21 protein-coding genes are annotated in these 22,798 nt (G+C 38.4%); 5 read left to right on the forward strand and 16 right to left on the reverse strand.

Translation table 11 applies throughout. From position 1 onward, the window contains the following. Positions 1 to 106: 106 nt before the first annotated feature. The 9 genes from RB604_RS15160 to RB604_RS15200 all read right to left on the reverse strand — a co-directional run bounded on the left by RB604_RS15160 (position 107) and on the right by RB604_RS15200 (position 8,908). A complete protein-coding gene (locus RB604_RS15160) occupies positions 107 to 1,624 on the reverse strand; it encodes a 4Fe-4S dicluster domain-containing protein (protein ID WP_021936712.1) in 1,518 nt (505 codons plus the stop codon). A 4-nt stretch (positions 1,625 to 1,628) separates the two neighbouring features. Further along, on the reverse strand, positions 1,629 to 2,558 hold the full coding sequence (locus tag RB604_RS15165) for a DUF362 domain-containing protein (protein WP_055294736.1): 930 nt from the start codon (positions 2,556 to 2,558) through the stop codon (positions 1,629 to 1,631). A gap of 79 nt (positions 2,559 to 2,637) precedes the next feature. Next, positions 2,638 to 3,033, reverse strand: a complete 396-nt coding sequence (locus tag RB604_RS15170) for a phosphoribosyltransferase (RefSeq protein WP_005931986.1) — start codon at positions 3,031 to 3,033, stop codon at positions 2,638 to 2,640. A gap of 5 nt (positions 3,034 to 3,038) precedes the next feature. Then, positions 3,039 to 3,548 carry a hypothetical protein gene (locus tag RB604_RS15175; protein ID WP_007480942.1) on the reverse strand — a complete coding sequence of 170 codons (510 nt, stop codon included), beginning with the start codon at positions 3,546 to 3,548 and terminating at the stop codon, positions 3,039 to 3,041. A gap of 278 nt (positions 3,549 to 3,826) precedes the next feature. Then, positions 3,827 to 4,243, reverse strand: coding sequence for a DUF3788 family protein (locus RB604_RS15180; RefSeq protein ID WP_224203061.1), 417 nt, complete (start codon positions 4,241 to 4,243; stop codon positions 3,827 to 3,829). 183 nt (positions 4,244 to 4,426) lie between these two features. Beyond that, positions 4,427 to 5,959, reverse strand: coding sequence for a sensor histidine kinase (locus RB604_RS15185; protein WP_007480946.1), 1,533 nt, complete (start codon positions 5,957 to 5,959; stop codon positions 4,427 to 4,429). Between the two features lie 175 nt (positions 5,960 to 6,134). Then, complete coding sequence (locus RB604_RS15190) at positions 6,135 to 6,797, reverse strand: SanA/YdcF family protein (protein ID WP_021936710.1); 663 nt, start codon at positions 6,795 to 6,797, stop codon at positions 6,135 to 6,137. Between the two features lie 11 nt (positions 6,798 to 6,808). After that, a complete protein-coding gene (locus RB604_RS15195; protein WP_007480949.1) occupies positions 6,809 to 8,005 on the reverse strand; it encodes an MFS transporter in 1,197 nt (398 codons plus the stop codon). Positions 8,006 to 8,188: 183 nt separating this feature from the next. After that, entirely contained in the window at positions 8,189 to 8,908 is a 720-nt protein-coding gene (locus RB604_RS15200; protein WP_007480950.1) for a DUF169 domain-containing protein, read from the reverse strand. A 247-nt stretch (positions 8,909 to 9,155) separates the two neighbouring features. Between RB604_RS15200 and RB604_RS15205 the strand changes: the two genes are divergently transcribed. Together RB604_RS15205 and RB604_RS15210 are read left to right on the forward strand one after the other, a co-directional pair. Next, positions 9,156 to 10,658, forward strand: a complete 1,503-nt coding sequence (locus tag RB604_RS15205) for a glutamine synthetase family protein (RefSeq protein WP_055294510.1) — start codon at positions 9,156 to 9,158, stop codon at positions 10,656 to 10,658. Between the two features lie 233 nt (positions 10,659 to 10,891). Then, positions 10,892 to 11,464, forward strand: coding sequence for a phosphatase PAP2 family protein (locus tag RB604_RS15210; RefSeq protein ID WP_172680677.1), 573 nt, complete (start codon positions 10,892 to 10,894; stop codon positions 11,462 to 11,464). Here the strand turns inward: RB604_RS15210 and RB604_RS15215 are convergent. The 5 genes from RB604_RS15215 to thiD all read right to left on the reverse strand — a co-directional run bounded on the left by RB604_RS15215 (position 11,441) and on the right by thiD (position 17,538). Further along, positions 11,441 to 11,623 carry a zinc ribbon domain-containing protein gene (locus RB604_RS15215; protein WP_224203064.1) on the reverse strand — a complete coding sequence of 61 codons (183 nt, stop codon included), beginning with the start codon at positions 11,621 to 11,623 and terminating at the stop codon, positions 11,441 to 11,443. The genes RB604_RS15210 and RB604_RS15215 overlap by 24 nt on opposite strands. Before the next feature lie 281 nt (positions 11,624 to 11,904). Continuing rightward, positions 11,905 to 14,538 carry an ATP-dependent DNA helicase gene (locus tag RB604_RS15220; RefSeq protein WP_309005949.1) on the reverse strand — a complete coding sequence of 878 codons (2,634 nt, stop codon included), beginning with the start codon at positions 14,536 to 14,538 and terminating at the stop codon, positions 11,905 to 11,907. Between the two features lie 446 nt (positions 14,539 to 14,984). Then, positions 14,985 to 15,443 (reverse strand): cold-shock protein, encoded by a 459-nt coding sequence (locus RB604_RS15225; protein ID WP_005931956.1) that lies wholly within the window; start codon positions 15,441 to 15,443, stop codon positions 14,985 to 14,987. Between the two features lie 271 nt (positions 15,444 to 15,714). Beyond that, positions 15,715 to 16,602, reverse strand: a complete 888-nt coding sequence (gene fabD / locus RB604_RS15230; RefSeq protein ID WP_005931953.1) for an ACP S-malonyltransferase — start codon at positions 16,600 to 16,602, stop codon at positions 15,715 to 15,717. A 102-nt stretch (positions 16,603 to 16,704) separates the two neighbouring features. Continuing rightward, entirely contained in the window at positions 16,705 to 17,538 is an 834-nt protein-coding gene (thiD, locus tag RB604_RS15235; protein ID WP_005931950.1) for a bifunctional hydroxymethylpyrimidine kinase/phosphomethylpyrimidine kinase, read from the reverse strand. Positions 17,539 to 18,111: 573 nt separating this feature from the next. On the opposite strand from thiD, the gene RB604_RS15240 reads away from it, so the two are divergent. Next, on the forward strand, positions 18,112 to 18,951 hold the full coding sequence (locus RB604_RS15240) for an RteC domain-containing protein (RefSeq protein WP_055294508.1): 840 nt from the start codon (positions 18,112 to 18,114) through the stop codon (positions 18,949 to 18,951). 532 nt (positions 18,952 to 19,483) lie between these two features. Continuing rightward, the gene (locus RB604_RS15250; RefSeq protein ID WP_055294505.1) at positions 19,484 to 20,083 is read left to right on the forward strand and encodes a DUF1062 domain-containing protein; all 600 of its coding nucleotides are present in this window, start codon (positions 19,484 to 19,486) and stop codon (positions 20,081 to 20,083) included. 100 nt (positions 20,084 to 20,183) lie between these two features. Here the strand turns inward: RB604_RS15250 and RB604_RS15255 are convergent, their stop codons facing one another. After that, entirely contained in the window at positions 20,184 to 21,056 is an 873-nt protein-coding gene (locus RB604_RS15255) for an arginase family protein (protein ID WP_025819052.1), read from the reverse strand. A gap of 259 nt (positions 21,057 to 21,315) precedes the next feature. On the opposite strand from RB604_RS15255, the gene RB604_RS15260 reads away from it, so the two are divergent. Next, positions 21,316 to 21,681, forward strand: a complete 366-nt coding sequence (locus tag RB604_RS15260) for a winged helix-turn-helix transcriptional regulator (protein ID WP_025819053.1) — start codon at positions 21,316 to 21,318, stop codon at positions 21,679 to 21,681. 17 nt (positions 21,682 to 21,698) lie between these two features. On the opposite strand, the gene RB604_RS15265 is transcribed toward RB604_RS15260, so the two are convergent. Continuing rightward, positions 21,699 to 22,142 carry a hypothetical protein gene (locus RB604_RS15265; RefSeq protein ID WP_055294503.1) on the reverse strand — a complete coding sequence of 148 codons (444 nt, stop codon included), beginning with the start codon at positions 22,140 to 22,142 and terminating at the stop codon, positions 21,699 to 21,701. Between the last annotated feature and the right edge of the window lie 656 nt (positions 22,143 to 22,798).

Here is a 22,798-nt window from a genome sequence, read left to right on the forward strand (position 1 = left end):
GATATAGACAAAAAACTCACCCCAAATTACACAGATTAGTACAGATCATCTTTACTTTTAAAGAAAAGCCTGTGCTAACCGAAAAGATCTGTTATAATGCGTACGATCAGAATCCGAAGTCGTCCACTTCTATTTTTTCCGTTTCCGTTTCTTTAAAGGGTTTAGCTTCTTTTTGTACCGGATTGCCTTCAATATAAATAGCACGGAACGGACGTGCAGGACATACATATTCACAACCGCCGCAACCTACACAGATTTCCGTGTTTACCTGTGGAATGGTAAGTCCGTCTTTGTAAGGAACCATTGCCACCGCCTGCGTAGGACAGTGCTCCGAACAAGCCCCGCAACTCGTACCATCAGTATGTACAATACAATTTTCTTCGATAAAAATCACATGGCCCATTTGCGTCAGATGTTTTTCGTCTACGGTCAAAGGTTTTATAGCCCCGTTGGGACATACATCTCCGCACACGGTACAATCAAAATTGCAAAATCCTTTTTCAAAACTAACCGTAGGTTGCATCATTCCCTCCAAACCATATTCCATTAACGCCGGTTTAAGTACATGCGAAGGACACTTACTGACGCAAAGGTGACAAGAAGTACAATGCGCCTGAAAGTGTTCAAGACTGACAGATCCCGGAGGAGTGATCGGATTCTCTTTCTTATATGCCTTTTTACCACCCAATGTAGCGGTCGTTTCTTTTATCTGAGCCAAAATTTTAGGAGCGGCAACAGCTGTCATTACGCCAGTCATCAGGAAACGCCGTTTAGCTGTATCCGTATCCTGTTTCTTCTTTGAAACAATAGGAGAATAAACCAACGCATGCTTGCTGCAAGACTCCAGACAATCAAAACAATCTACACAACGGCTATAGTCGATTGTATGTTTTTTACTGTCGATACAAGCAGCTTTACATTTGGTAGCACACAGACCACATCCATTGCACTTATTTTTGTCGATACGAACCTTGAAGAGAGAAAAACGGCTCAAAAGCCCTAAGACAGTGCCTACCGGACAAATAGTATTACACCATGTGCGCCCATGTTTCCAGGCCAGAATTCCTATAATCGCAAGAGTGACCAATGCTATCATAAAAGAGGTCATACTCAGAATAGAGGCATCGGTCTGATAAAAAGTATAATTTTCAAATCGTGAAAAAACAGATTCCAGCAAATTATTCCCGGACATGTATACAGGTTTAAATACATTGACCGCAATCCGACCATATGCGCTATAAGGATCCAACAATCCGAGTATTAATGTAAAGCCACATGCAAATGCAAGGACCGTAACACCTACAATTACCCATCGAAGAATATTTTTTGCCGGACTATAACCATATCTTTTCCTTTTCTTTCCTACAGATTTCGATACACGTGCCACTATATCCTGAAAAATTCCCATCGGACAAATGGTAGAACAATAGAAACGTCCGAAAAGCAATGTCAATAGAATTAAGAATATAAGTATACCGACACTAAAAGAAAGAAGTGCCGGTATAAATTGCAGGTGAGCCAACCGATGAAAACTATTAGGCAATATGCCTGCGAAATCCAGAAAAAAGAATGTAATCAGTGAAAACAGCACCACTGATATACCTATACGTATCTTTCTCAACATGGTGTTATAGCTTGATTCTCTTTACATTCAGTTTATCCAGATTCATTGTTCCCACCTTCAATGCTTCTCCCTTGGCAAGGTGACCTACCGTATCGAGCGGCATTTCGCGCACTTGATTAAAAAATTTTGCGGCGGCAGTATCCACTGCTACAATATCCGGCGATACAAAAAGCCCTTTTGCCAATACTACATCCGAAGCCGATCGTCCGCGCGGACCATTAGTTTTCATAATACGGTAAGCATCGACTACATTCAGAACCGCTTTCTTCTGCATGGTACAGATATCAGCAATACATTGCTGTAAATCGTTCTGATGAAAATAACCGCGGTCCCATACAATTCCCATGTGATTCTTCATTGCAATGGTCAGATTAGCACCGCCATGATTTTTCAGAATAGGCACATTAATCCATACATCGCAATTCAGAATCGCTTCGTGTATTTTGGCCTTTTTCATATTTTTACCCTCAGACAAATCTACCGGACGATAATATGACTCCAGATGGGCAGGCATTACTTTGGCTCCGGCAGCTTTGGCGGCAGATTCGATACCACTATTTTTATAGCACTTCTGCCAATCGTCACAAGTATGATCGAATACGGTAACCTCTTTCGCACCGGCAGCAAAACATTGTTTTACAATTTCTGCAACCAGTTTCGGATTCGTATTTCCTGCTAATTCCGGTACTTTATCCCATCCAATATTGGGTTTCACAACTACCTTTTGACCGGACTTCACAAACTGTTTCATCCCTCCTAATTCGGCAATGGCACGTTGAAACATAAGCTCCGGTTCATCACCCATCACAGCCACAAGATCAGGCTTGCCCGTGCTATTTACAGCTTGCGTCAATATCTCCATCGCTTCAGAACGTTGTATCGTCATTGCCGCACCGGAAACTGCTACAGTTTTTAGAAAATCCCTCCTGTCCATCTTATTTATTTTCTATGATTATTACCCACAACCAATAATGCAAGCTCGCATCACATAGGTATGTTCAAGATTTACAAATTCAAATTATCCACGGAAATTTAAAACAAGTTTCATCAAAAAGAGCATAATCCGCATTCCCATTAACGGCAAAAGTCTTTATCATCCGGGCATCTTGCATCAGTTCTTTAGCCAGCATTATTGTAGAACCGGTTTTTATACGGTCATCAACCAAAAGAATACGTTTATTTCTAAAATCGAAATCAATAGGTGCCAAAAGCTTCGGCCGGTCATATTTGGGATGCTGATACTCATCCCGCAAGTTTATCTTCAATAAATGAACCTCTTTTTGCAGACGTTGATTAATAATACCTGCCGGCACAATCCCACCATTGGCTATAGCTACTATGATATCGAATTCATCTTCAAAAGTGATAGAACGAAAACGATCCATCACTTCATTAAAAGTTCTTGCCATATCAGTTATATTTTAGCAATTCCTCTTAGTAAGGCATAACCACCGAGCCACTGAATCAACATCCCCGGAACTCCCATACGGAAATCTTGTATAGCTATCCAAAAATTTCTTTCAATTACCCATTCAAAAGCTGTACCTACAACTTGATAAGCAAGTATCGCCACAAGAATGGCCGGCAATGAAATTTTCTTTGCATAACGAGCCGCCAACGCAGACGATCCGGCAAATAATACGGATTTAATAAGAAGAATCGGAAGTACAGCAGCAGAAGGCATTGCAAATAATAAATGATTAATAACCGGAGATAATACAGCAGTCAGCAAACCGACCCGAAAACCATATTTATAAGAAGCTATCAGTGTAAAAAAGTAAATAGGCAATAGGGTAGGACCTCCGGCCGGAATCAAATGACATAATTGGGGTAATACAATATTGCCTGCCACAAATAGCAAAGCAAACAGGTACGTTTTCACATTGCTGTAATTCAGTGAATAAAGCTTAGCAGTTGTTTCCATTTTTATTTTTTGTTTTTTGGTTAGTAGCGTTATAAAATATAAGATTGCATTCCACCGGAATGGTTTAATCGGATTATGAATTAAATCATGTAGCAAATATATCATTAAATCACAGCAAAATAAAATCAGTTATTACAAAGATATCAATTATTTACTTTCATAATCCGACCGATATATATCAGTCAATAAGATTGATACGTTTTTTATAAAGAACGAGAGGATATTGATAGGCTCATCATTAAATCACCTTTTCATTTACTAATAAAGGGCAAACATTATCATTTCAGGTTTTTCTTAAACAACAATACCGGCAAAACCTCTTTCAGCTTTTCCTTATCCGTAACGGCAACCGTCATTGGCAACAGTCTTCCACTGGGTTTTGCATTATAAAAATCCTCCTTTATAATATCAGAGATGTCAGAATCAACAATAGCATTCAAATGTTTCTCCGTGAAATAGAACGATACTTTGAAATAACCATCAAAAACACCGATCCACCCCAAGTTCTTCTTTTTGAACATCATTTTACACAACCATGCATTACCATCTTTGTAATAATTCCATTCCGGCTTTATATCCAATCCGGAGAGTACATTATCCCATTCTTCAAAAGCCGGATAGCTATCGTGAAGTACACTGTTCAAGACTTCCGGTGTCGGAAGAACATGCTTGTCTTTTAATGCTAAAATTTCCATATCTGTCAGTTTTGTATCCCTATATTTATTCTGCAAACATCCCATACAATCCCATGCCGATACAAAAATAACAGTTTTTTCTTTGTTTGTACCATTACTACTCTTAAATCAGTAATAATGGTATGTATATCTGTAATCTATATTATAAAAAGTTTTGAGATCAAGAATACGAAGCTATTTTTCTTAGTCTTCATGCATTCTTACAATACCTCCTGCCGGCAGAGTAAACCAAAAAGTAGAACCTTTACCCTCTTGAGAACTGACACCTATCTCTCCACCTAAATGGGATATGATTGTTTTACATATGGAAAGCCCGAGTCCGGTTCCTTGTATGAAACTGTTCAATTTGACAAAACGGTCAAAGACATCCGATACTTTATCGGCCGGTATACCATATCCTGTATCTTCCACATAAAAGTAAAGATCACCGGAATCCTTCAATTTATAACCTATATGAATATGGCCCTTAGGAGTAAATTTAATGGCATTATTCACAAAGTTGTGTACTACTTGTAGAAGACGGTTACGATCACTGTGCACAACACATTCGAATATACGATCTGTAAATGCAATATCCAGTTCTGAATTGTTTGCTTTTAGATGAGCTGTCTGAGCTACTTCCGTCAATAGACTATTCAAGTCGATCTCAGAATAAGTAAACTCTAACGTGCCTGCTTCAATTTTCGACAAATCGAGAATATCACTGATAAGCTGTAACAACAAGGCATTATTATTCAGTATAATATCTGCATATTCTTTTTTTTCTTCCGGATCATCCGTTTCTGTCAGTAGTTCAGAAAAGCCGACAATGGCATTAAGCGGTGTACGGATTTCATGACTCATATTAGCCAGAAAAGCAGATTTCAACATATTGCTTTGCTCCGCCTGTTCTTTGGCTAACCGCAGAAAATGCTCCATTTCTTTCTGTTTCGTAATCACCATTCCCGAACCGATTATACTAACCGGACGCCCTTTCGCATCATATCTGGATACGGTTCCCTGTTTGTGTACCCATTCATATTCACGGTCATTATACCAATGTATCTGATATATTTCATGAAATTCAGTCCGCTTGCCTTCCCGTAACTCACTAAACACCTTTGTTATACGTTCACGAAAATCAGGATGAATTTTTTTCAGGTATTCATCTATAGAAATGTTATACCTTCCATGCCCGTCAGGACCCGGCGAATCTTCATGATGATAAAAGTTATAGTCGGTAGAAAAAGTATGAGTTATAAAATCGGCACTCCATGGAAGTACGCCGGCAATATTCAGAGCGGATGAAAGCACCGAATTACTCGTTTCGAGTTCTTCCTTTGCCTGTCTTAATGAAAGCTGTGCCCTTTTTAATTCCAGTTGAGACGCATTTTCTTCCGGAAGATCACGTGCCGTAACGATTACCCGGTCGTTGTCTATCAGAGACATCTGTATTTCATAGCAATGCTGATTGCCGTTCTCTTCCATATTAAGTTCGAATATCTCGGATTTCCCGGACGAAACTGTTGTCTGGAAATGTTTCATATATACCCGTCCTGTTTCCCAATCAAGAAAAGCATCTATTTTCTTACCGACCATTCCCTCCGGATTGAAAGGTAAGTTACCGCCAGGATTGACAATATTCAAAAGTGTGGCTTGTTTATTATACACTAAAATCATCTCCGGAACCGTTTTTATCGCATGTTCATGTGCGTCTGCAAAAATTACATTATTCATTATCTTGCTTATTTTTGTATCAATTATCCTTCTCGATAATAGTAGGACTGCCAAAGCCTATTTATCGCATAGCATTAATTAGAACAAAACTCTGATTAAAAAGTTTTTAAGAAGATAATTTTGCCTTAAACGGCCCATTATTTTATTACAGGGAACAAAAAACAGTTTCGGATATTTATTTAATAATAACAGGATCACCCAAGAATTTCGGGCTCTTATTCGTATATAAATCCATAAACAGTTTAACTCTTGCAAACTTCTCCCGAAGTTGGGTCTTGAATCCGCTATATGCATCCACATCCTGCGCATTATAACCAATAGCCTGCAAACCTTTTGCCTGTGCAATGTATATGGCCCGGCGGTTATGAAAATCCTGTGATATAACCGTAAAACGATGTTGTCCGAATATCTTTTCCATGCGTACTACGGAATCCAATGTCCTGAATCCGGCATAATCCAGATAAATCTTATCTTCAGCCACCCCTCTTTTTACCAGTTCATTTTTCATATCTTCGGGTTCATTGTATCCCTCACTACTATTGTCGCCACTGATAACAACGGTTTCTATCTTTCCGGCTTTAAAAAGAGCAACAGCAGCCTGTATCCTGTTTTGAAAGTACTGATTGGGAGCACCCGAACGGAGGGTTTTGGAAGTACCCAATAAAAGCCCCGTTTTATTGCAGGGGATAGTAGCGGCATCTTTGTATATCAATGTATCCGTTTTATGTTCCACCGTATAATTGGCAATAATCGTAATAGCAACTATCAGAATGATTCCACTCGGAATACCCCATTTTATTATTCTCCGCCGTTTAAGTAATTTTATCGGACTTCTCATATCATTTTCTTTTATACTTTTTTCAGATCAGGAAGAAACCAAGTGACCAATCCTAACAATGGCATAAATGCACAAACATTGTAAACAGCTTCAATCCCGAACCTATCCGCCATATTTCCCAATACGGCAGAAGCAATACCGGCTATTCCAAAAGCAAAACCAAAGAATAATCCGGATATAAGCCCCAATTTATTAGGAAGCAACTCTTGTGCATATAGCAAGATAGCGGGAAAAGCGGAAGAAAGCATCAGACCAACGCAAAAACTGAGTATCACCGTACCTGCAAGCCCCACATGCGGCATCAGCATGCTAAAAGGAGCTGTCCCGAGAATGGATACCCAAATTACATATTTCCGTCCGATCCGATCACCGATGGGGCCACCGACTAATGTCCCGACAGCCGTAGCAATCAAGAACACAAAAAGAAAAAGCTGGGATTGCTGCACGCTCACCCCAAACTTATGAATCAAATAGAACGTATAATAACTGTTGAGACTTGCCATGTAAATATATTTAGAAAAAATCAGAACAAGCAGGATACTAATGGAAAGTACTGTTTTATTCATAGGCAACGGCATTGCCAAATGCGGTTTCATCGCTGCAGGAGCACTTTTTATCCGAGTTAAGTAACCTTTATACCATCTGCACACAGGAATCATTACTAAAATAGCAATCAATGACAGAATGGCAAATAAAGAGATATGGCTACGTCCGTAAGGAGCAACTAACAAAGCAACCAACAAAGGTCCTAATGAGCCTCCCAGATTTCCGCCCACTTGAAACAAAGACTGGGCAAGTCCCCGTCTGCCACCCGAAGCCAATGAAGTGATACGTGAGGCTTCCGGGTGAAGCACAGAAGAACCGATACCTATCAGGAACACAGAAAAGAGCACCCAATGCAAATTAGAAGCAAAAGCGAGATTCAGCATACCGGTCATCGTAAAAAGCATTCCTGCCGGAAGTGTCCATGCCACTGGACGTTTATCAAAAAAAAGTCCGAAAATCGGTTGAAAAACAGAAGCTGACATCTGATAAACCAGTGTAATCAGTCCGATCTGAGCAAAACTAAGGCCCAAATCGTCTTTAAACAGAGGATATACCGCCGTTATTACAGATTGCAATAAATCATTCAGGCAATGAGAGATACTCAATGCTACAAGTATAGGAAAAGCGATGGAACTGACTGGACGTTGCGGATTCTGTATCATATTGACAACCTTTTGTTATTCTTAGTTTTGCAAAATCGGCTGCAAATGTACAAAACACAGATAGTCTAAGCGAACAAAAACGCTATTATTTTCTCCTCTTCCGATCAAGCATAATAGTTCATACTAAACAGGATACCTAAAAACATCTGCTTATTCTCTCCAATGAATATAGTATATAAAACATTATTTATCAGATAATTGTATCCGTTCCTTTATCTTTCCCCAAGCATGTGTGTCGAACAGGCAACTACTACGCATCGTGTGATACATTTCCTTAAATCGGGACATCGGCACTGTATAACTTAAAATATCCGGCTCAAAATAAGGACGTACAGACGGATCAAAGAAACCGATAAAAGTTCTTCTGCCTCCCCTGTGATTCTCCAGAATAGTCTGTGTCACTGTAACGCTGCAACCGGAACCGAATTGTGTGACAACAGCATCTTCCGAATTATTATCATAACAGGCCCATGTCACCAATCCCGAAAGTATATCGGGAGTTGCCAGAAACAAGACACCTTCAATAAGATCCAAAGAATCCACTTTATCCATACGTGCAAAATGCAGATAACGATTCTCTGTTTTTGTTACCCCTAACCGGTCGATATACTCAATTACCATTTCCGGCGTTTCTTTATATTTTTCTTTTAAAGAAACAAAAGTCGGTACACGTTCCGGCATATCGGTAAAACCTGTATAGAATTTACCGCCGCCACATCCGATAACATCGGCATTCAAACTGACCGTATGTCCTTCCCTTACTTTTCTCATGTCTTTGAAAAAGCAACCGTTTATCTTTTCTGTTTGATTTTCGAGCGTATCAGAGTACCAGAATACAATAGGAAGCTCCGTGTTTTCTCCGAAAGCCGCTTTGTAATTTGCTATAAACGTCTTTATTTCCATGAGTCGAGTTTTAAAAAGTTCCACATTAAAGAAAAGCATTTCCTGCAAAGATAAAATAAAGAATGACACTTCCTTATAAACAGGAGTTAAATAGAAGAAAAAAGAAAATCAAGTGCCATATTACTAATATTTGTATAGTAATTACATTTAATTATCCGGGCATTCCATTTGTTTTACTAACTTTTTGTTATCTTTGGTACAAAATAAACTCGTTAACCGTGTAATAATAAAAAACAACCGACGTATTATGAATCAGGAATTAGTAATGAGCCCGCATTTGTTAGTGGCTTTTCTCCAAAAACCGGCTTCCGAATTTACGAAAGCAGACATCATCACGTATATTCAAAAAAACGACATCCGTATGGTTAACTTCATGTATCCCGCTGCGGACGGACGATTGAAAACACTCAATTTTGCAATCAACAATGCCGCCTATCTGGATGCAATTCTGACTTGCGGCGAGCGTGTGGATGGTTCCAGCCTGTTCCCGTTTATCGAAGCTGGCAGCAGTGATTTATATGTAATCCCCCGTTTCCGGACAGCTTTTGTCGATCCGTTTGCCGAATTACCCACCGTAACCATGCTTTGCTCTTTCTTTAATAAAGATGGCGAACCATTGGAAAGTTCTCCCGAATATACCTTGCGTAAAGCCTGTAAAGCATTTAAAGAGGTGACCGGCATGGAGTTTCAAGCAATGGGCGAATTGGAATATTATGTCATATCAGAGGATGAAGACATGTTTCCGGCGACCGACCAGCGCGGCTATCACGAATCGACTCCTTATGCCAAATTCAATGATTTCCGTACGGAATGTATGGCATACATCGCACAAACAGGCGGTCAAATAAAATACGGTCATTCTGAAGTAGGTAATTTTACACTGGACGGCATGATCTACGAACAGAATGAAATAGAATTCCTTCCGGTACGTGCCGAAGAAGCAGCCGACCAATTGATGATTGCCAAATGGGTGATTCGTAATCTGGCTTTTTCTTATGGATACAACATTACGTTCGCACCGAAAATTACTACAGGAAAAGCCGGTTCCGGACTGCATATCCATATGCGCATCATGAAAGACGGACAAAACCAAATGCTAAAGGACGGTGTATTGTCCGAAACAGCCCGCAAGGCCATTGCCGGTATGATGGAATTGGCACCTTCCATTACTGCTTTTGGAAATACGAATCCGACTTCTTATTTCCGGTTAGTGCCACATCAGGAAGCACCTACCAATATTTGTTGGGGTGACCGCAATCGTTCGGTATTAGTAAGAGTACCGTTAGGGTGGTCGGCAAAGACCGATATGTGTATGTTGGCCAATCCGCTGGAAAGTCCAGCCAATTATGATACCACACAAAAACAAACCGTAGAAATGCGCTCACCGGACGGTTCGGCAGATATCTATCAGTTAATAGCCGGACTGGCCGTAGCTTGCCGCCATGGTTTTGAGATACAGGATGCACTGGCAATAGCCGAAAAAACTTATGTAAATGTCAATATACACAAGGAGGAAAATGCCGGCAAACTAAAAACTTTGGCCCAATTGCCGGATAGCTGTGCCGCATCCGCCGATTGCCTTGAAAAGCAGCGCTCGTTCTTCGAAAAATACAATGTATTCAGTCCGGCCATGATAGATGGTATCATTACCAAACTACGTACTTATAACGATGCCACTCTACGCAGCGATATTCAAGATAAACCCATCGAAATGATGGAGTTGGTTGAAGAATATTTCCATTGCGGATAGTCATAGAATTTATAGACTCTAATACCCCGGTACTACTTTTGCAATACCGGGATATTTTTATATTATTCTATACATATTACAAATATTCGTCCCGGATTTGTCATCTACTTTTCGAACTTAAAAACATATAGAATATGTTTTTGTTTAATAATATACAGCATTATGTCCGTTATCTTTGATACCTTTATCACATTTTAAAAACTGTTGTTGTAATAATGCCCGATAAAAGTATGATGAATTTACGTAAATTACTTCTTTGGATATTAGTTAGTATAATAATATTGTGTGCATTAAGGTATGGCATATTAGAATGTGCCAACCAATATATCTATAATTTGCGTAACACACATTTTCCCTCCTTTGCCTATCGCTATGATGATTTTTTGCCCTATATTCCGGTAGTGATCATGTTCGGAATGAAATTGGCGGGAATAAAAAGCCGGAGCCAATGGAAGCCGATGTTGATATCCACCGTTTTTTCATTTGCACTTATGGGCATCACTATCTGCTCTATCAAATCATTGGCAGGTGTACTCAGACCCGATGGTTCCGACTTCCTATCCTTTCCTTCCGGACACACAGCAACGGCTTTTACCTCGGCCTGCCTTCTATACAAAGAGTATGGTCCTAAGAGTTCATGGATAGGTGTAGCAGCCTTTTTGCCTGCATTCATCACAGGGCTTAGCCGTCAATTGAACAACAGGCATTGGTTGAGTGATGTGGTAGGCGGCGCTGTCATTGGAATTCTGATGGTAGAAGTGGGATACTGTTTATCCGGTTTGTTATTCAAAGAAAAAGGGAAATAGATCATCACTTGCTTCCATCGTCACATTTCTGGTGAACACCTCATCCTTAAAACAGTAGGTGCAATATTCTGCGTTTTGTGACAAATCGGCATTAGTACCGAATTCTTCTGCGGATTTCATATCCATTCCACAACTTTGGCAAATCGATTCACTCATCATTTTTTATTGTTAAGAAGTTAGTTTTTGATTGACCCGGTTCATTTATTAATAATTACTTTCCCGATCTTTGACAATCTTCTATGAATAGAAATTTATTCCATCCAATTGATAAACAATGGCAATTTAAAGAAAAAAGAGCAAACAACCAAAATGCATATAAAAAAACTCTCCGATAGCACCTTTGATATATCTCCGGAGCATTCTTTACCAATCTATCTGGCTGCGGAGAGCCTATTCAGACTTTCCAAAAGCATGAACAGATATTAGCATAAACTATATTATTATTTCAAAATATTAGAATATTTGGCCTTGAGCAATCCATAATCTTTATAGTTGAATTGTAGAGAGAGTGACGAAAGTACCTTTTTTTCCGTTTCAGGACTCCAATAAATTTGGAGCCTGTCACATGTCCGAGTAATAGCTGTATAAAAAATATTATGAGTTATCATATCTTCAACATCATGGGTTATCACAACTTTTACTGATTGGAATTCCAAACCTTGAGCCTTATGTATTGAAACTGCATATGCCACCTGAAAAGGCACTACCGTAGAATCCGATTCTATATCTTCATCTCCGTCATCGTTTTTCTCCACTGTAAGTTTTATCACTGACGTCGTTTCGGACACCGGCGGGCATAACTCCAATTCCGAATATTCAAGATCAAGTTCATTAAGAATAGTGTTAACCTCAAGCGTAAACTCAATCAAATCATCGTGTTTAGTAATCCCAAGAATTTTTCCCTTTAAGTTGTTGTATATCCAGGGTGAAAAGCGTTCGGTTTCATTAAACAAAATCGGATCATCAACTTTATATGTCAATATATCCCATTGGACAGGTGGGTTAGGATTATTACTTTGAAGAAAACGATTAATATTATTTATTCCATACAAACCGTCATAATTTAAACAAAGAATGATCTCGTCATCATGTGATTTTGTAAATATTGAGTTATCAAGATTTTTTGTATAACCATGTTTTGTCAAGTATTCAAGAATGTCAGAGGAAAGAGTTCTTACTTTATTCCATACAGCAAGCAAACCACTCTGGGAAGTACGATAGGTTTGCTTCAATTCTACACGGCAGCTACCTTTAATGGCATAATATGCTATACTGAACCAATTTCCGAAGAGAATTGATTCAATCTGATACATATCTCCTACAAGAATGAGCAATTTGAATTGCCCCTGTTTTAGTATATCATTCATGTCTTGATTACTTACAGTACTGCATTCATCAATAAACAGAAGATCCCATTCCTGCTTTATGGATTTTCCAGCCAAGAACTTGGCGATGGTCATGAATGTTCCATCATATGAATCAACTTTTCGACGTAGATTCTCAACAGCTGGATTAGTATTGGCTAAGTAAATTTTATTTTTATCACCAAAAATGCGTGAGATATAATTAATAAAAGTAGATTTTCCTGTACCTGCTGCACCATAAACCAAAGCAACTCTCGAATTGGAGAATAATTCTTTCAGTGCTTTTCGTTTTTCATCTGAATCTACGGCGACTCCTGGCTTGGAAAGCCAAGAATTGACCGTATGAGTATAACTAAATATCCCTTTACTACTCAACTCTTTTAATCGTTGGAGTATCTTCATCACATTATCTTCGTATTTCTGGATGTAATAATAACCATTCCAACATTCCAATTGGAGATTGTTGTTCTCAAGTTTGTGTTTATAATAAAGATTGGCATTATAAGCATCAACCAATGGTTGCATATCCCCGTAAGCAATCAATTCTTCTTGTGAAGTGTAAAGTATTCCATTATGCTCAGTATTGACTGTGATGTGGCGTGCCAACAATTCATGTTTATGTCCTTCAATAGGAATGGATGCCAAGATATCATCTATCGACGGATTATGTCTAACTAACGAAAATTTATAAGGCATACGGTCAAATGGCACACATTTGATGTTTAAATATAATTCTGACAACAAATCACATGCATCACTGTGATATTGCTTTTTGATAATTTTATTATTCAGCCGATACAGCAGATAAAGTAAAACATTGCCACCAGCCTTTTCAATTCGGCTACGACATTCAGTCAACATAGCTGAGAGATTGTGAACAGCCGCACCGTCTTTGACATATTCTATAAATTGTGTAAACTCATCAAATGGGAGTGTTAAAAGTTTCGGAAGCGATGTGCCCGATTGTTTAATAAATGCCATAAGATTCGTGTACTCTTTATTTTTATTAGGAGGAAGAGAAATATTAAGAATTTTAGCAAAATTTTTCAGTTCGCATGCACGTATAGCTACCTCCCAGTCAATTATGATTGAAATAGGCATTTTAACCCCAAACACACTAATTCCTGTGGAAACAAGACGAAGATCAACTGCATAGGTAGACGTGATTTCATATTTAGTAAAAGCAATAAGACGCTCAAATTTACTGGCATGTTCGTTAGCCCGGCTGAATGAAACTTCATAATATATGGAATCATTTACAAATATAGGCTTGGTTTTGTAGATATAGAATTTACCGGTATGTGTTACTGCATTCTTTAAGTCTTGATTTTCGATCCGATATGCAATTGCTTCATGATATATTTTGAATGCAGGATCAAGATTAAGGGGAAATAAATAGAGATTATGCAACAACTCCATACCAAACCGGCCTTTCATATATTGCTTAATCCTTAACAAATACTCATAATATTTTAACATCAACCGTTCGGAACTCTCTGGGTCGAAAGTATAATGAGAGGCCGATATTTGTAACAAGTCATGAAATTTGGCTATAAAATTAAGATTACCACACTTCATTACATAACTATTAGCTTTACGCAATGTCTCGTATTCTGTTGCAGCCGGTACTCCTCCGGCTGCCAAATAAATCTTGGCGGAGACATGCTCTACAAAGTTTCTAAGATGTCCTAAAATACTTTGTGAAAGCAATCCGCGATGGTCTGCCTTAAGTTGGTCAATACATGAACATATATATATATATCGCAATTGATGATATACTGGTCAAAATTCATAATTGTAAATATGGAATGAAGATATGATATTATGCAAATATAGTAAAAATCTCACATTCTATATCAATATCATCTCTATCTTTAGCTATATTATTTACCTAATTATGAAATTTCACAACAAACATACAAAGTAAACAGAATAAGTTGTTTTAATTTACACGATCTCATTTTCATACCATTAATCAATATGTGGCTTAAATAAAGCTCATACTGAGAAAAAACTATTAATATTAAGAATCTTCAATCGGATATTTAAGGTTTTATATAATAAGAATTAAAAAAATGCACTACGCTACACGAGTAGAAAAGAATCCTTTTTCTGTACACATAATTATAATTCAAAGATATTCCATTTTCCTATAATTAAATTTCCGGTGTCTCTTCAAGGCGAACGTTTACTGCATTCATACCTTTCATGCCACGTTCCAGATCAAACGTTACAATATCATTTTCGGAAATATCTCCCGTTACATTATTTATATGGAAAAAATACTTTTCAGTACCCGAAAGGTCTTTAATAAAACCAAATCCTTTGGAAGTATTGAAGAACTCAATCCGGCCTCTCATTATAGTCGGAGCTTCCTTCTCTTTCTTAGGAGTCGCTATCATGATATCTTCCTGCTTGATTTCTTCTCTCTTTACGCTTTCTTCCGGTGGAGTGGAGGTAATCATACCATTCTCATCGACATAAGCAATCATGTCATCCAAACTGTTCACTTTCGGAGCTAATTTCTTTTCTTCTTTTCTTTTTTGTTTTTCAGCACGACGGGCGAGCTTCTTTTTTTCATTTTCACGTTTGTCTGTTGTTACGGATTTTGCCATATAAACTTTTATTTTTACTAATTATTTATTTCAGAGTGAAGGAGATAACTAAGGAAGAAACTTGTTCTTAATAATTGATCTATAAAGAAGGAGAAACTATGCGATAACAGTATCGTAACTCACACTCTAAAGCAAAGATACGAAAAAAAGTGAGAATCGGAACGGTATATGGAAAGAATGTTTTAGAACAATGGCAAAAAAGAACAGACCGTCCCAATTTATCCAATTGAGACGGCCTGTCTTATTTCCATTTATTTAATAAGAAAAATGCTTATGCTATTCCATGAGCAGAAACGGTAGAATCTATTTTCTTAATCAATCCTTGAAGTACAGCACCCGGTCCGCATTCTGTAAAATCCGTAGCACCATCGGCAACCATGTTCTTTACTGTTTGAGTCCAACGTACGGAAGCAGTCAACTGAGCCACCAGGTTCTTTTTGATTTCAGCAGGATCGGTATGAGGCAAAGCATCCACATTCTGATATACCGGACATTTGGGAGTATGAAATTCCGTGGCATTGATAGCAGCTTCCAGTTCTACCTTTGCAGGATCCATCAACGGAGAATGGAATGCACCACCTACCTTCAACGGAAGAGCACGCTTGGCACCGGCAGCTTTCATCAATTCGCAAGCCTTTTCGATACCGGGCACTGAACCGGAAATAACAATCTGTCCGGGACAGTTGTAATTGGCAGGAACACAAACTTCACCTCCGGCAGAAACAGACGCACAAATTTCTTCCACCTTTTCATCGGGCAATGCAATGATGGCAGCCATTGTAGAAGGAGTCACCTCACAAGCCTTCTGCATAGCCATAGCACGTGCATAAACCAACTTCAAACCATCTTCGAATGAAAGAGCACCGGCAGCTACCAATGCAGAGAATTCACCGAGCGAATGACCGGCGGTCATTTCCGGCTTGAAATCGTCACCCATACAAAGAGCGGAAATTACCGAGTGTAAAAACACGGCAGGCTGAGTTACCTTTGTCTGACGAAGATCTTCATCAGTACCGTTGAACATAATATCTGTAATGCGATATCCGAGAATATCGTTTGCTTTTTCAAACAATTCTTTTGCTAATGCAGAGTTGTCATACAGGTCTTTACCCATGCCCACAAACTGAGCACCTTGACCGGGAAATACAAATGCTTTCATATTTTCGTTCTAAAATTTAAATTTGCGGGGCAAAGTTACATATTTTTATAATACAGTAGCACAAAATCAGCAATTTTGTGCAATGGCAATCTCTTTTTCCCACTATCTATCTACCTTATCATCAATAATCTGTGCCTTCACCGGATTCCAGAAGTGGCATAATGCCCCATTTCCATGGCCGGCAACTACCTCTTTACCAGCACTGATAGCTCCACCAATATACGTTTTCGCTTTACCTACCGCTTTATCCATTATGTATCCCAGAGCCAGATAAGTGGCGATAGAAGAGGAGAGGGTACACCCCGTACCATGTAGGTTATGGCTCTTTATTTTGCGTCCTTTATAAATAAAAATATTGCCATCCACGCATAAAATATCCTGCATCTCTTCTCCCTGCAAATGCCCTCCTTTTATCAATACGGCAGTTTGGTAAAGAGTAGAAAGCTCCTGTGCTGTCCGTTGCATTTCCTCCGGAGCAGTTATCGTCTTGCCGGTCAGCACCTCCACTTCGTCCAGATTGGGTGTGATAAGGCTGACTAATGGAAAAAGCTCCCTTTTTACAATTTCGATGGCATCGTCATTCATTAATTTTCGGCCACTGGTAGATACCATTACCGGATCGTATACAATGTATTTCGGGTGATACTTTTGCAAACAGCCGGCGATAGCTCTAACTGTTTCGGCATCACCGACCATACCTATTTTAACGACTTCCGGATGCAAATCTTCCATTACGGCTTCGATTTGTCCGCGAATAATTTCGATGGGAACAGCATGCACGGCATGTACACCCATCGTATTTTGTACGGTCACCGCCGTTATCACAGATGCCGCATACCCCCCTAAAGCAGATATGGTTTTAATATCTGCCTGTATGCCGGCTCCACCCGAACAATCGGAACCTGCAATGGAAAGAATAACCGGATAATGCTTCATATTCTTCTTTATTATAATTTCAGAAAACAAAATTAGCATAAAAATCCCGCTTGATTCTTTGAGTCCGTCTAAATTTTCCTCTTAAAAGTTTTTATCAGCTTATTTTGAGCGAAATTTAAACAGACTCTAAATACGAACTGTATTTATGCTATTTTCAGAAGAAATAAAAAGATGCCTGTATTGTAACACAAAACTTTAAATTAGGGGCTATTTTTGATAATTTACTAATAAGGAACAGGCCCTTGCGGCCAAACAGAATAAAAAGAATCTCCTTAAAAGAAAAAGCAGCAAATTATTTGGAAGGGCGGACTGGATATCCTATCTTCGCCAACGAATTCTAAAAGCAATAATTTTGGGTACTATTCTTAAATTTGTTATCGCTTAATATTAGCCTTATAAACCGCAGGCTAATTTCTTTCGTCTGAGTAGGCCTACTCAGGCAGGTTTTTCATTATACCACTTTATTATTCACAGCAATGTCTTTTTCAGAGACAATTGTAACTTGTTTTTCAGCTTTTTCAAGGCAGAATATCTATACTGTCTCTCTGAAAGTTATGAAAGCATCGGATACAGATGAAAAATTTCGTAAAGAACATTAAGCAAAAGATAGAAGCAGAAATTGACAGGATCGAGCAACAACGCACTGACCGTCTTGACAAGATAAAGCAGATAGTCAGCTGCATACAAGCCGCTCTCTCGTCACTGCATGCAGCTATTACCAAATATCGATTTGAAAACCTACAAGAAGAGATTCATTTCTTCAAAGTCTGGAAACCGGAAATTTCCAGTCTGCTGATTTATTATGTACGTTTGTACCGGATAGAAAACAACCGTACCGGAAAATCACCGTCAGCCCAATGCAAATATTTAAAAAACGAATACGATCATTTGAAGAAAGGCCATCCTGACGAAGTTTTTTACAACTATTATCAATCCGGAAAGACAGAATCGGATCACTTGTTTTTCACAAGAGAGTATTATGATATTCTTTCGGATGTTCATTGCCTATCGGCAGACAGGGATCTGTCCTTTTCTACCCTGCATGATTCGAGTGTTGCCGAGATTCTCGCAAACAACCAATTAATGCATTATCTGGCAGGCGAAATAGAATTGTTATCAGATGAACTGCATCTCAAACTTATTTCAATTGTCGAGAATAATTTACTACAATGGACCGATAGCAAGGTTGCGCTGGTTGAATTCATCTATGCACTATATGCCGGTAAATGTTTCAATAAAGGCGACATTAGCCTGAAAGATATCGCTTTTTGTTGCGAAACGCTTTTCAACATCGAAATAGGCGATTTCTACCGGATATTTCTGGAAATCAGAAACAGAAAGAAGAACAGGACACAGTTTTTGGATAAACTAAAAGAAAAAATAACTCAAATGATGGATGAACTTGATGGATAAACTATATTCACACTGAACTACTAAAAACCCGATACTTTTCGGAGAAGATGCCCGGAAATTTGAAGAACGAATGAAGCAAGTCCGTAAAGAGACTCCGGAACAAAGGGAAAAACGATTGAAACGGTACAAAGCCGTTATGAACGTATTTAAAGAATAATAATTCAATATGATTCTAACGGAAGAAGCTTTTCAAAAGAGCTATAATGTACGTCGTTTAAAATAAAAAAAATTATAAAATCGTTCGACTGTGGTGATGTAGATTTGAACGATTTTATTTTAAATGAATCAATGTTCTATCGCAAAGCATTACTTGCAGTAAGTTATGTAGTCGAAAAATACCTTTTTTCGTCCCGCCAATACCTCTTATAATAAGAGAAAACGGCGGGACGATTTCTTATGATAAACTTGACAAGCTAAAGTAAAAACAGGAAAAAGTTGATAGCATCTTGTGACATCTTGTGAATTGTACAACCAGCTAATACACAGCTTTGCGAAAAAATCAAGAATCCGCAAAGAAAAAATCAGCTTTGGTATGAATACAATGTTCACATGGGAAATAAAGGTAAAAAACAGTCCTTTATTAATAAAGAGATGCAGTCATTGTAACAATGAACGTTTTTATTGTAGCGACAAGTTTAGAATGAATGCTCAAAAAAGAAATATCGATGTATGGCTAATATATAGATGCACAAAGTGTGATAACACCTGTAACCTTACTATATTGTCGCGAAGTAAACCGGACTTGATCGACAAAGCGCTATTCCACGGTTTTTCAATGAATGACAGGAATATAGCCTGGAGATACGCTTTTTCTACGGAACTTGAAAGAAAAAACAATATAAAATTAGATTACAGTAATGTCGGGTATGAAGTGATCAGCAATATCTCCGAAAAGGATATTGCCAACACGATGGAAGAAACACTAAAAATACAAATTAAATGCGATTTCGAATTCAACCTGAGATTGTCTTCATTCCTTCGAGGCTATTTTTCTCTGTCAGCCAATCAGTTAAAACGTATCTTTGAGCAAGAGATTATTTCCGTTTCAGACAATAAATTACCGCAAAGACAAAAGATAAAAAACGGAGATATCATCCTGATACAAAAATCTTTTTTCTTAGAGAACAAGTAACGTCCCTTTAACTTTTTCGTATGCATGAAGATTGTTTGAAAGCACATCTTCATGCATACGGTAAAAATCATCACAACCCGATTACATTTAAAATCACATACTACTTTAACAGAGGTAGTTGGTGAAGCATATTTTTGATTTTAATGGCAATACGTGGCATCGGTTCCGCCACTGTAAGACCAACTAAATCGTACTTGGAAGCAATATCATTTATTACACGAACCACTTCGTCTATCCTCATGCCATCGGGTTCGACGCCTACGCCGGCAATGATTTCAGCAGGATCCAATACATCCAGATCAAAATGGATAACCACTTTCGAAGCTCCGGTCTCTTTCAGCCATTCCAGAATGGCCGAACTGTCGCCGGCTACTTTTTCGGGAGACAATCCCTTAATACCTAACTTTTCCTGTCGCTCCTTCATGCCCGTATCCCACGAACGCAGCCCGACAATCAGCGCTTTCGAAGCATCGAATTTACCGGGCAACAATCCCATTATCTCTTCATCGCCCATTCCCAGACAAGCAGTAAGCGCCATCGCATGATACCCCTCATACTCATCATAAGGCAGATTCACATCAGGATGTGCATCGATCCAGACAACAGCCACCTCACCAGGATATTTTTCGGCCAGATAAGTGAACGGAACTACACTCACAGAACAGTCACCTCCTAACGTTACTATCCTGTCCGGTGCTTTTTCACGCAGCTTTTCGAGGGCCGCCTTCGTTTGTTTCAAGATGACCCGCCGCGAACTGATCCCTTTTTCCGTCTCCCTGTCATTGATATCCAATGATACCGGAACTTCAATTACCTCCTGGGAACTTTCCGGAGCTAACATATTCAACAATTGTGCTCCCAGATAATATCCTCTCGAAGCATCTTCAGCAGGGATGTCCGGCATCCAATGAGCAACAATGCCACCTTGCCACTGAGGATAAATCAAGCGGACTGCAGATGTTTTCTTTTCCATATTCTGATTATTAATTGATACTTTATTCTGTGCATGTACAGAGATTATTCCCATAAACAACACCGTCGATAACAAAACATTTCTCATATCTTCCGATTTTTAGTGCAAAAATAGGGTGATCCCGACAAAGATACAAGTACGGCTAAATTATTCATATACTGATAAATTCACCCATATACCGGAGAGAAGCGTCAACAGCAGAGATTATTTTTTGTCAATACCGCAATTAATGTTATTTTTGTCTCCAAAACAAATGCTTATGTACAAAAAGAAAATACCCTTTGATATAGACTGTGGAATAAAAATTACGATGGAGGTAATGGGTGGAAAATGGAAAAGTTGCATTATCCAAGAGTTAAGCTTAGGTGCAAAACGCCCCAGCGAACTTCACCGATTGTTTGAAGAAGCCAGCCCGAGAGTTATCAATCAACAACTCAAAGAATTGGAAATGCACGGCATAGTGAAGAAAAAGATATTCTCGGAACTTCCCCCTCATTCCGAATATTCCATAACCGAAACCGGCAAAAGTTTACTCCCGATTATCGAACAGCTTGAAGAATGGGGAGATCACTTCCGACCGACCATGAAAAAACTTCTCGATATGGAGGACGAGATACAAAGTTAGCACAGGCGGAGGAATGTCTAAATCCATCCCATCTCTTTTATTACCCAAAACTCCACTATAAGAAGTGGAAACCACGCTGAACAGATCAACCATACCGGAATTCCTTTGTGCCATATGCTCTGACGATAATGTCGCATAAGGGCGGAGCGACGTCCACTCCGATAGCGCAGTATACAGAAAAGAACAGGTGGAATAATTCCAAATGCCATTACTCCGACAATGTGCCATCCATCCGTATGTGACAATACAGAAATTGAAGAAAGATAAAGGCTCAATGGCAGGACAAAGCAAAAACTCCAATATGAAAAGAACACAATCATTCCACTTATTCTAAAACTTTTTTCACCCCATTTCTCACCGCAATAATACATGTAATCGAAGAAATAAAAACGATATTTCTTCGGATGCAATTTCTTCTGCTGACGTTCGAAGTAGTTAAGAGTTTTTTTCTTAGATGGCATAATCTTTCATATTCAATTTATTAAATCCATGTTTTCTATTTACATAAAAATATCTGTAAAGATAATGATTGTTTTTGTCACTCAATCATATCTACATACTTTTGAATACACTGATGGGTATGAAAACTGTGCGCAATGAAAAATACAACTATTGAAGTTGCTAAATTGACAAGTTCAGGTAAAACGCAGTTTCTATTCGAATGAAGTCCATTTGTCTGGAATAACCGATTTACAAACACACAAATCATTGTATATCAACAATATAAATGTTTTGTTTTACAAAAAAAGATAGTCTAATACCTACGTACAAGAAATTAATATTAATACTATGTTAAATCGTATTCTTTGCAGCTAAGAAATGCATTTCTTAACTGCAAAAGATTAATGTTTTGCAAAGAAGGAAACAGTATATAAAAAAAGCGATTAACAATGTTAATTACCACCTCTCTCTTTTATCATCTATTTTTGGGTTTAAAGCACAAAAAAATAACATGCTTAATGTATTCTAATGATTAAAGTATAATTAAAACTTTCCGTGAAATACGGAAAAGTTTGAAGTATAATTAATTTTTTTAGATTATGAGTTTCCCCCAAAAATCTTAATAAAAAGAAAAGGATATACCGATAAAAATAAAACCTTTTATACGAAAATCCAT

Source organism: Bacteroides salyersiae (genome assembly GCF_031172035.1).
GTDB classification, from domain to species: Bacteria; Bacteroidota; Bacteroidia; order Bacteroidales; family Bacteroidaceae; genus Bacteroides; species Bacteroides salyersiae.

Bases quoted from the DNA above. Each gene is read 5' to 3' on its own strand.
- RB604_RS15190 (WP_021936710.1), bottom strand. From the start codon at position 6,797: ATGAGAAGTCCGATAAAATTACTTAAACGGCGGAGAATAATAAAATGG.
- RB604_RS15200 (WP_007480950.1), bottom strand. From the start codon at position 8,908: ATGGAAATAAAGACGTTTATAGCAAATTACAAAGCGGCTTTCGGAGAA.
- RB604_RS15250 (WP_055294505.1), top strand. From the start codon at position 19,484: ATGAATACAATGTTCACATGGGAAATAAAGGTAAAAAACAGTCCTTTA.
- RB604_RS15170 (WP_005931986.1), bottom strand. From the start codon at position 3,033: ATGGCAAGAACTTTTAATGAAGTGATGGATCGTTTTCGTTCTATCACT.
- RB604_RS15205 (WP_055294510.1), top strand. From the start codon at position 9,156: ATGAATCAGGAATTAGTAATGAGCCCGCATTTGTTAGTGGCTTTTCTC.
- RB604_RS15255 (WP_025819052.1), bottom strand. From the start codon at position 21,056: ATGGAAAAGAAAACATCTGCAGTCCGCTTGATTTATCCTCAGTGGCAA.
- RB604_RS15225 (WP_005931956.1), bottom strand. From the start codon at position 15,443: ATGGCAAAATCCGTAACAACAGACAAACGTGAAAATGAAAAAAAGAAG.
- RB604_RS15165 (WP_055294736.1), bottom strand. From the start codon at position 2,558: ATGGACAGGAGGGATTTTCTAAAAACTGTAGCAGTTTCCGGTGCGGCA.
- RB604_RS15265 (WP_055294503.1), bottom strand. From the start codon at position 22,142: ATGCCATCTAAGAAAAAAACTCTTAACTACTTCGAACGTCAGCAGAAG.
- RB604_RS15180 (WP_224203061.1), bottom strand. From the start codon at position 4,243: ATGGAAATTTTAGCATTAAAAGACAAGCATGTTCTTCCGACACCGGAA.
- RB604_RS15185 (WP_007480946.1), bottom strand. From the start codon at position 5,959: ATGAATAATGTAATTTTTGCAGACGCACATGAACATGCGATAAAAACG.
- RB604_RS15195 (WP_007480949.1), bottom strand. From the start codon at position 8,005: ATGATACAGAATCCGCAACGTCCAGTCAGTTCCATCGCTTTTCCTATA.
- RB604_RS15160 (WP_021936712.1), bottom strand. From the start codon at position 1,624: ATGTTGAGAAAGATACGTATAGGTATATCAGTGGTGCTGTTTTCACTG.
- RB604_RS15175 (WP_007480942.1), bottom strand. From the start codon at position 3,548: ATGGAAACAACTGCTAAGCTTTATTCACTGAATTACAGCAATGTGAAA.
- RB604_RS15210 (WP_172680677.1), top strand. From the start codon at position 10,892: ATGAATTTACGTAAATTACTTCTTTGGATATTAGTTAGTATAATAATA.
- fabD (WP_005931953.1), bottom strand. From the start codon at position 16,602: ATGAAAGCATTTGTATTTCCCGGTCAAGGTGCTCAGTTTGTGGGCATG.
- RB604_RS15240 (WP_055294508.1), top strand. From the start codon at position 18,112: ATGAAAAATTTCGTAAAGAACATTAAGCAAAAGATAGAAGCAGAAATT.
- RB604_RS15215 (WP_224203064.1), bottom strand. From the start codon at position 11,623: ATGATGAGTGAATCGATTTGCCAAAGTTGTGGAATGGATATGAAATCC.
- RB604_RS15260 (WP_025819053.1), top strand. From the start codon at position 21,316: ATGTACAAAAAGAAAATACCCTTTGATATAGACTGTGGAATAAAAATT.
- thiD (WP_005931950.1), bottom strand. From the start codon at position 17,538: ATGAAGCATTATCCGGTTATTCTTTCCATTGCAGGTTCCGATTGTTCG.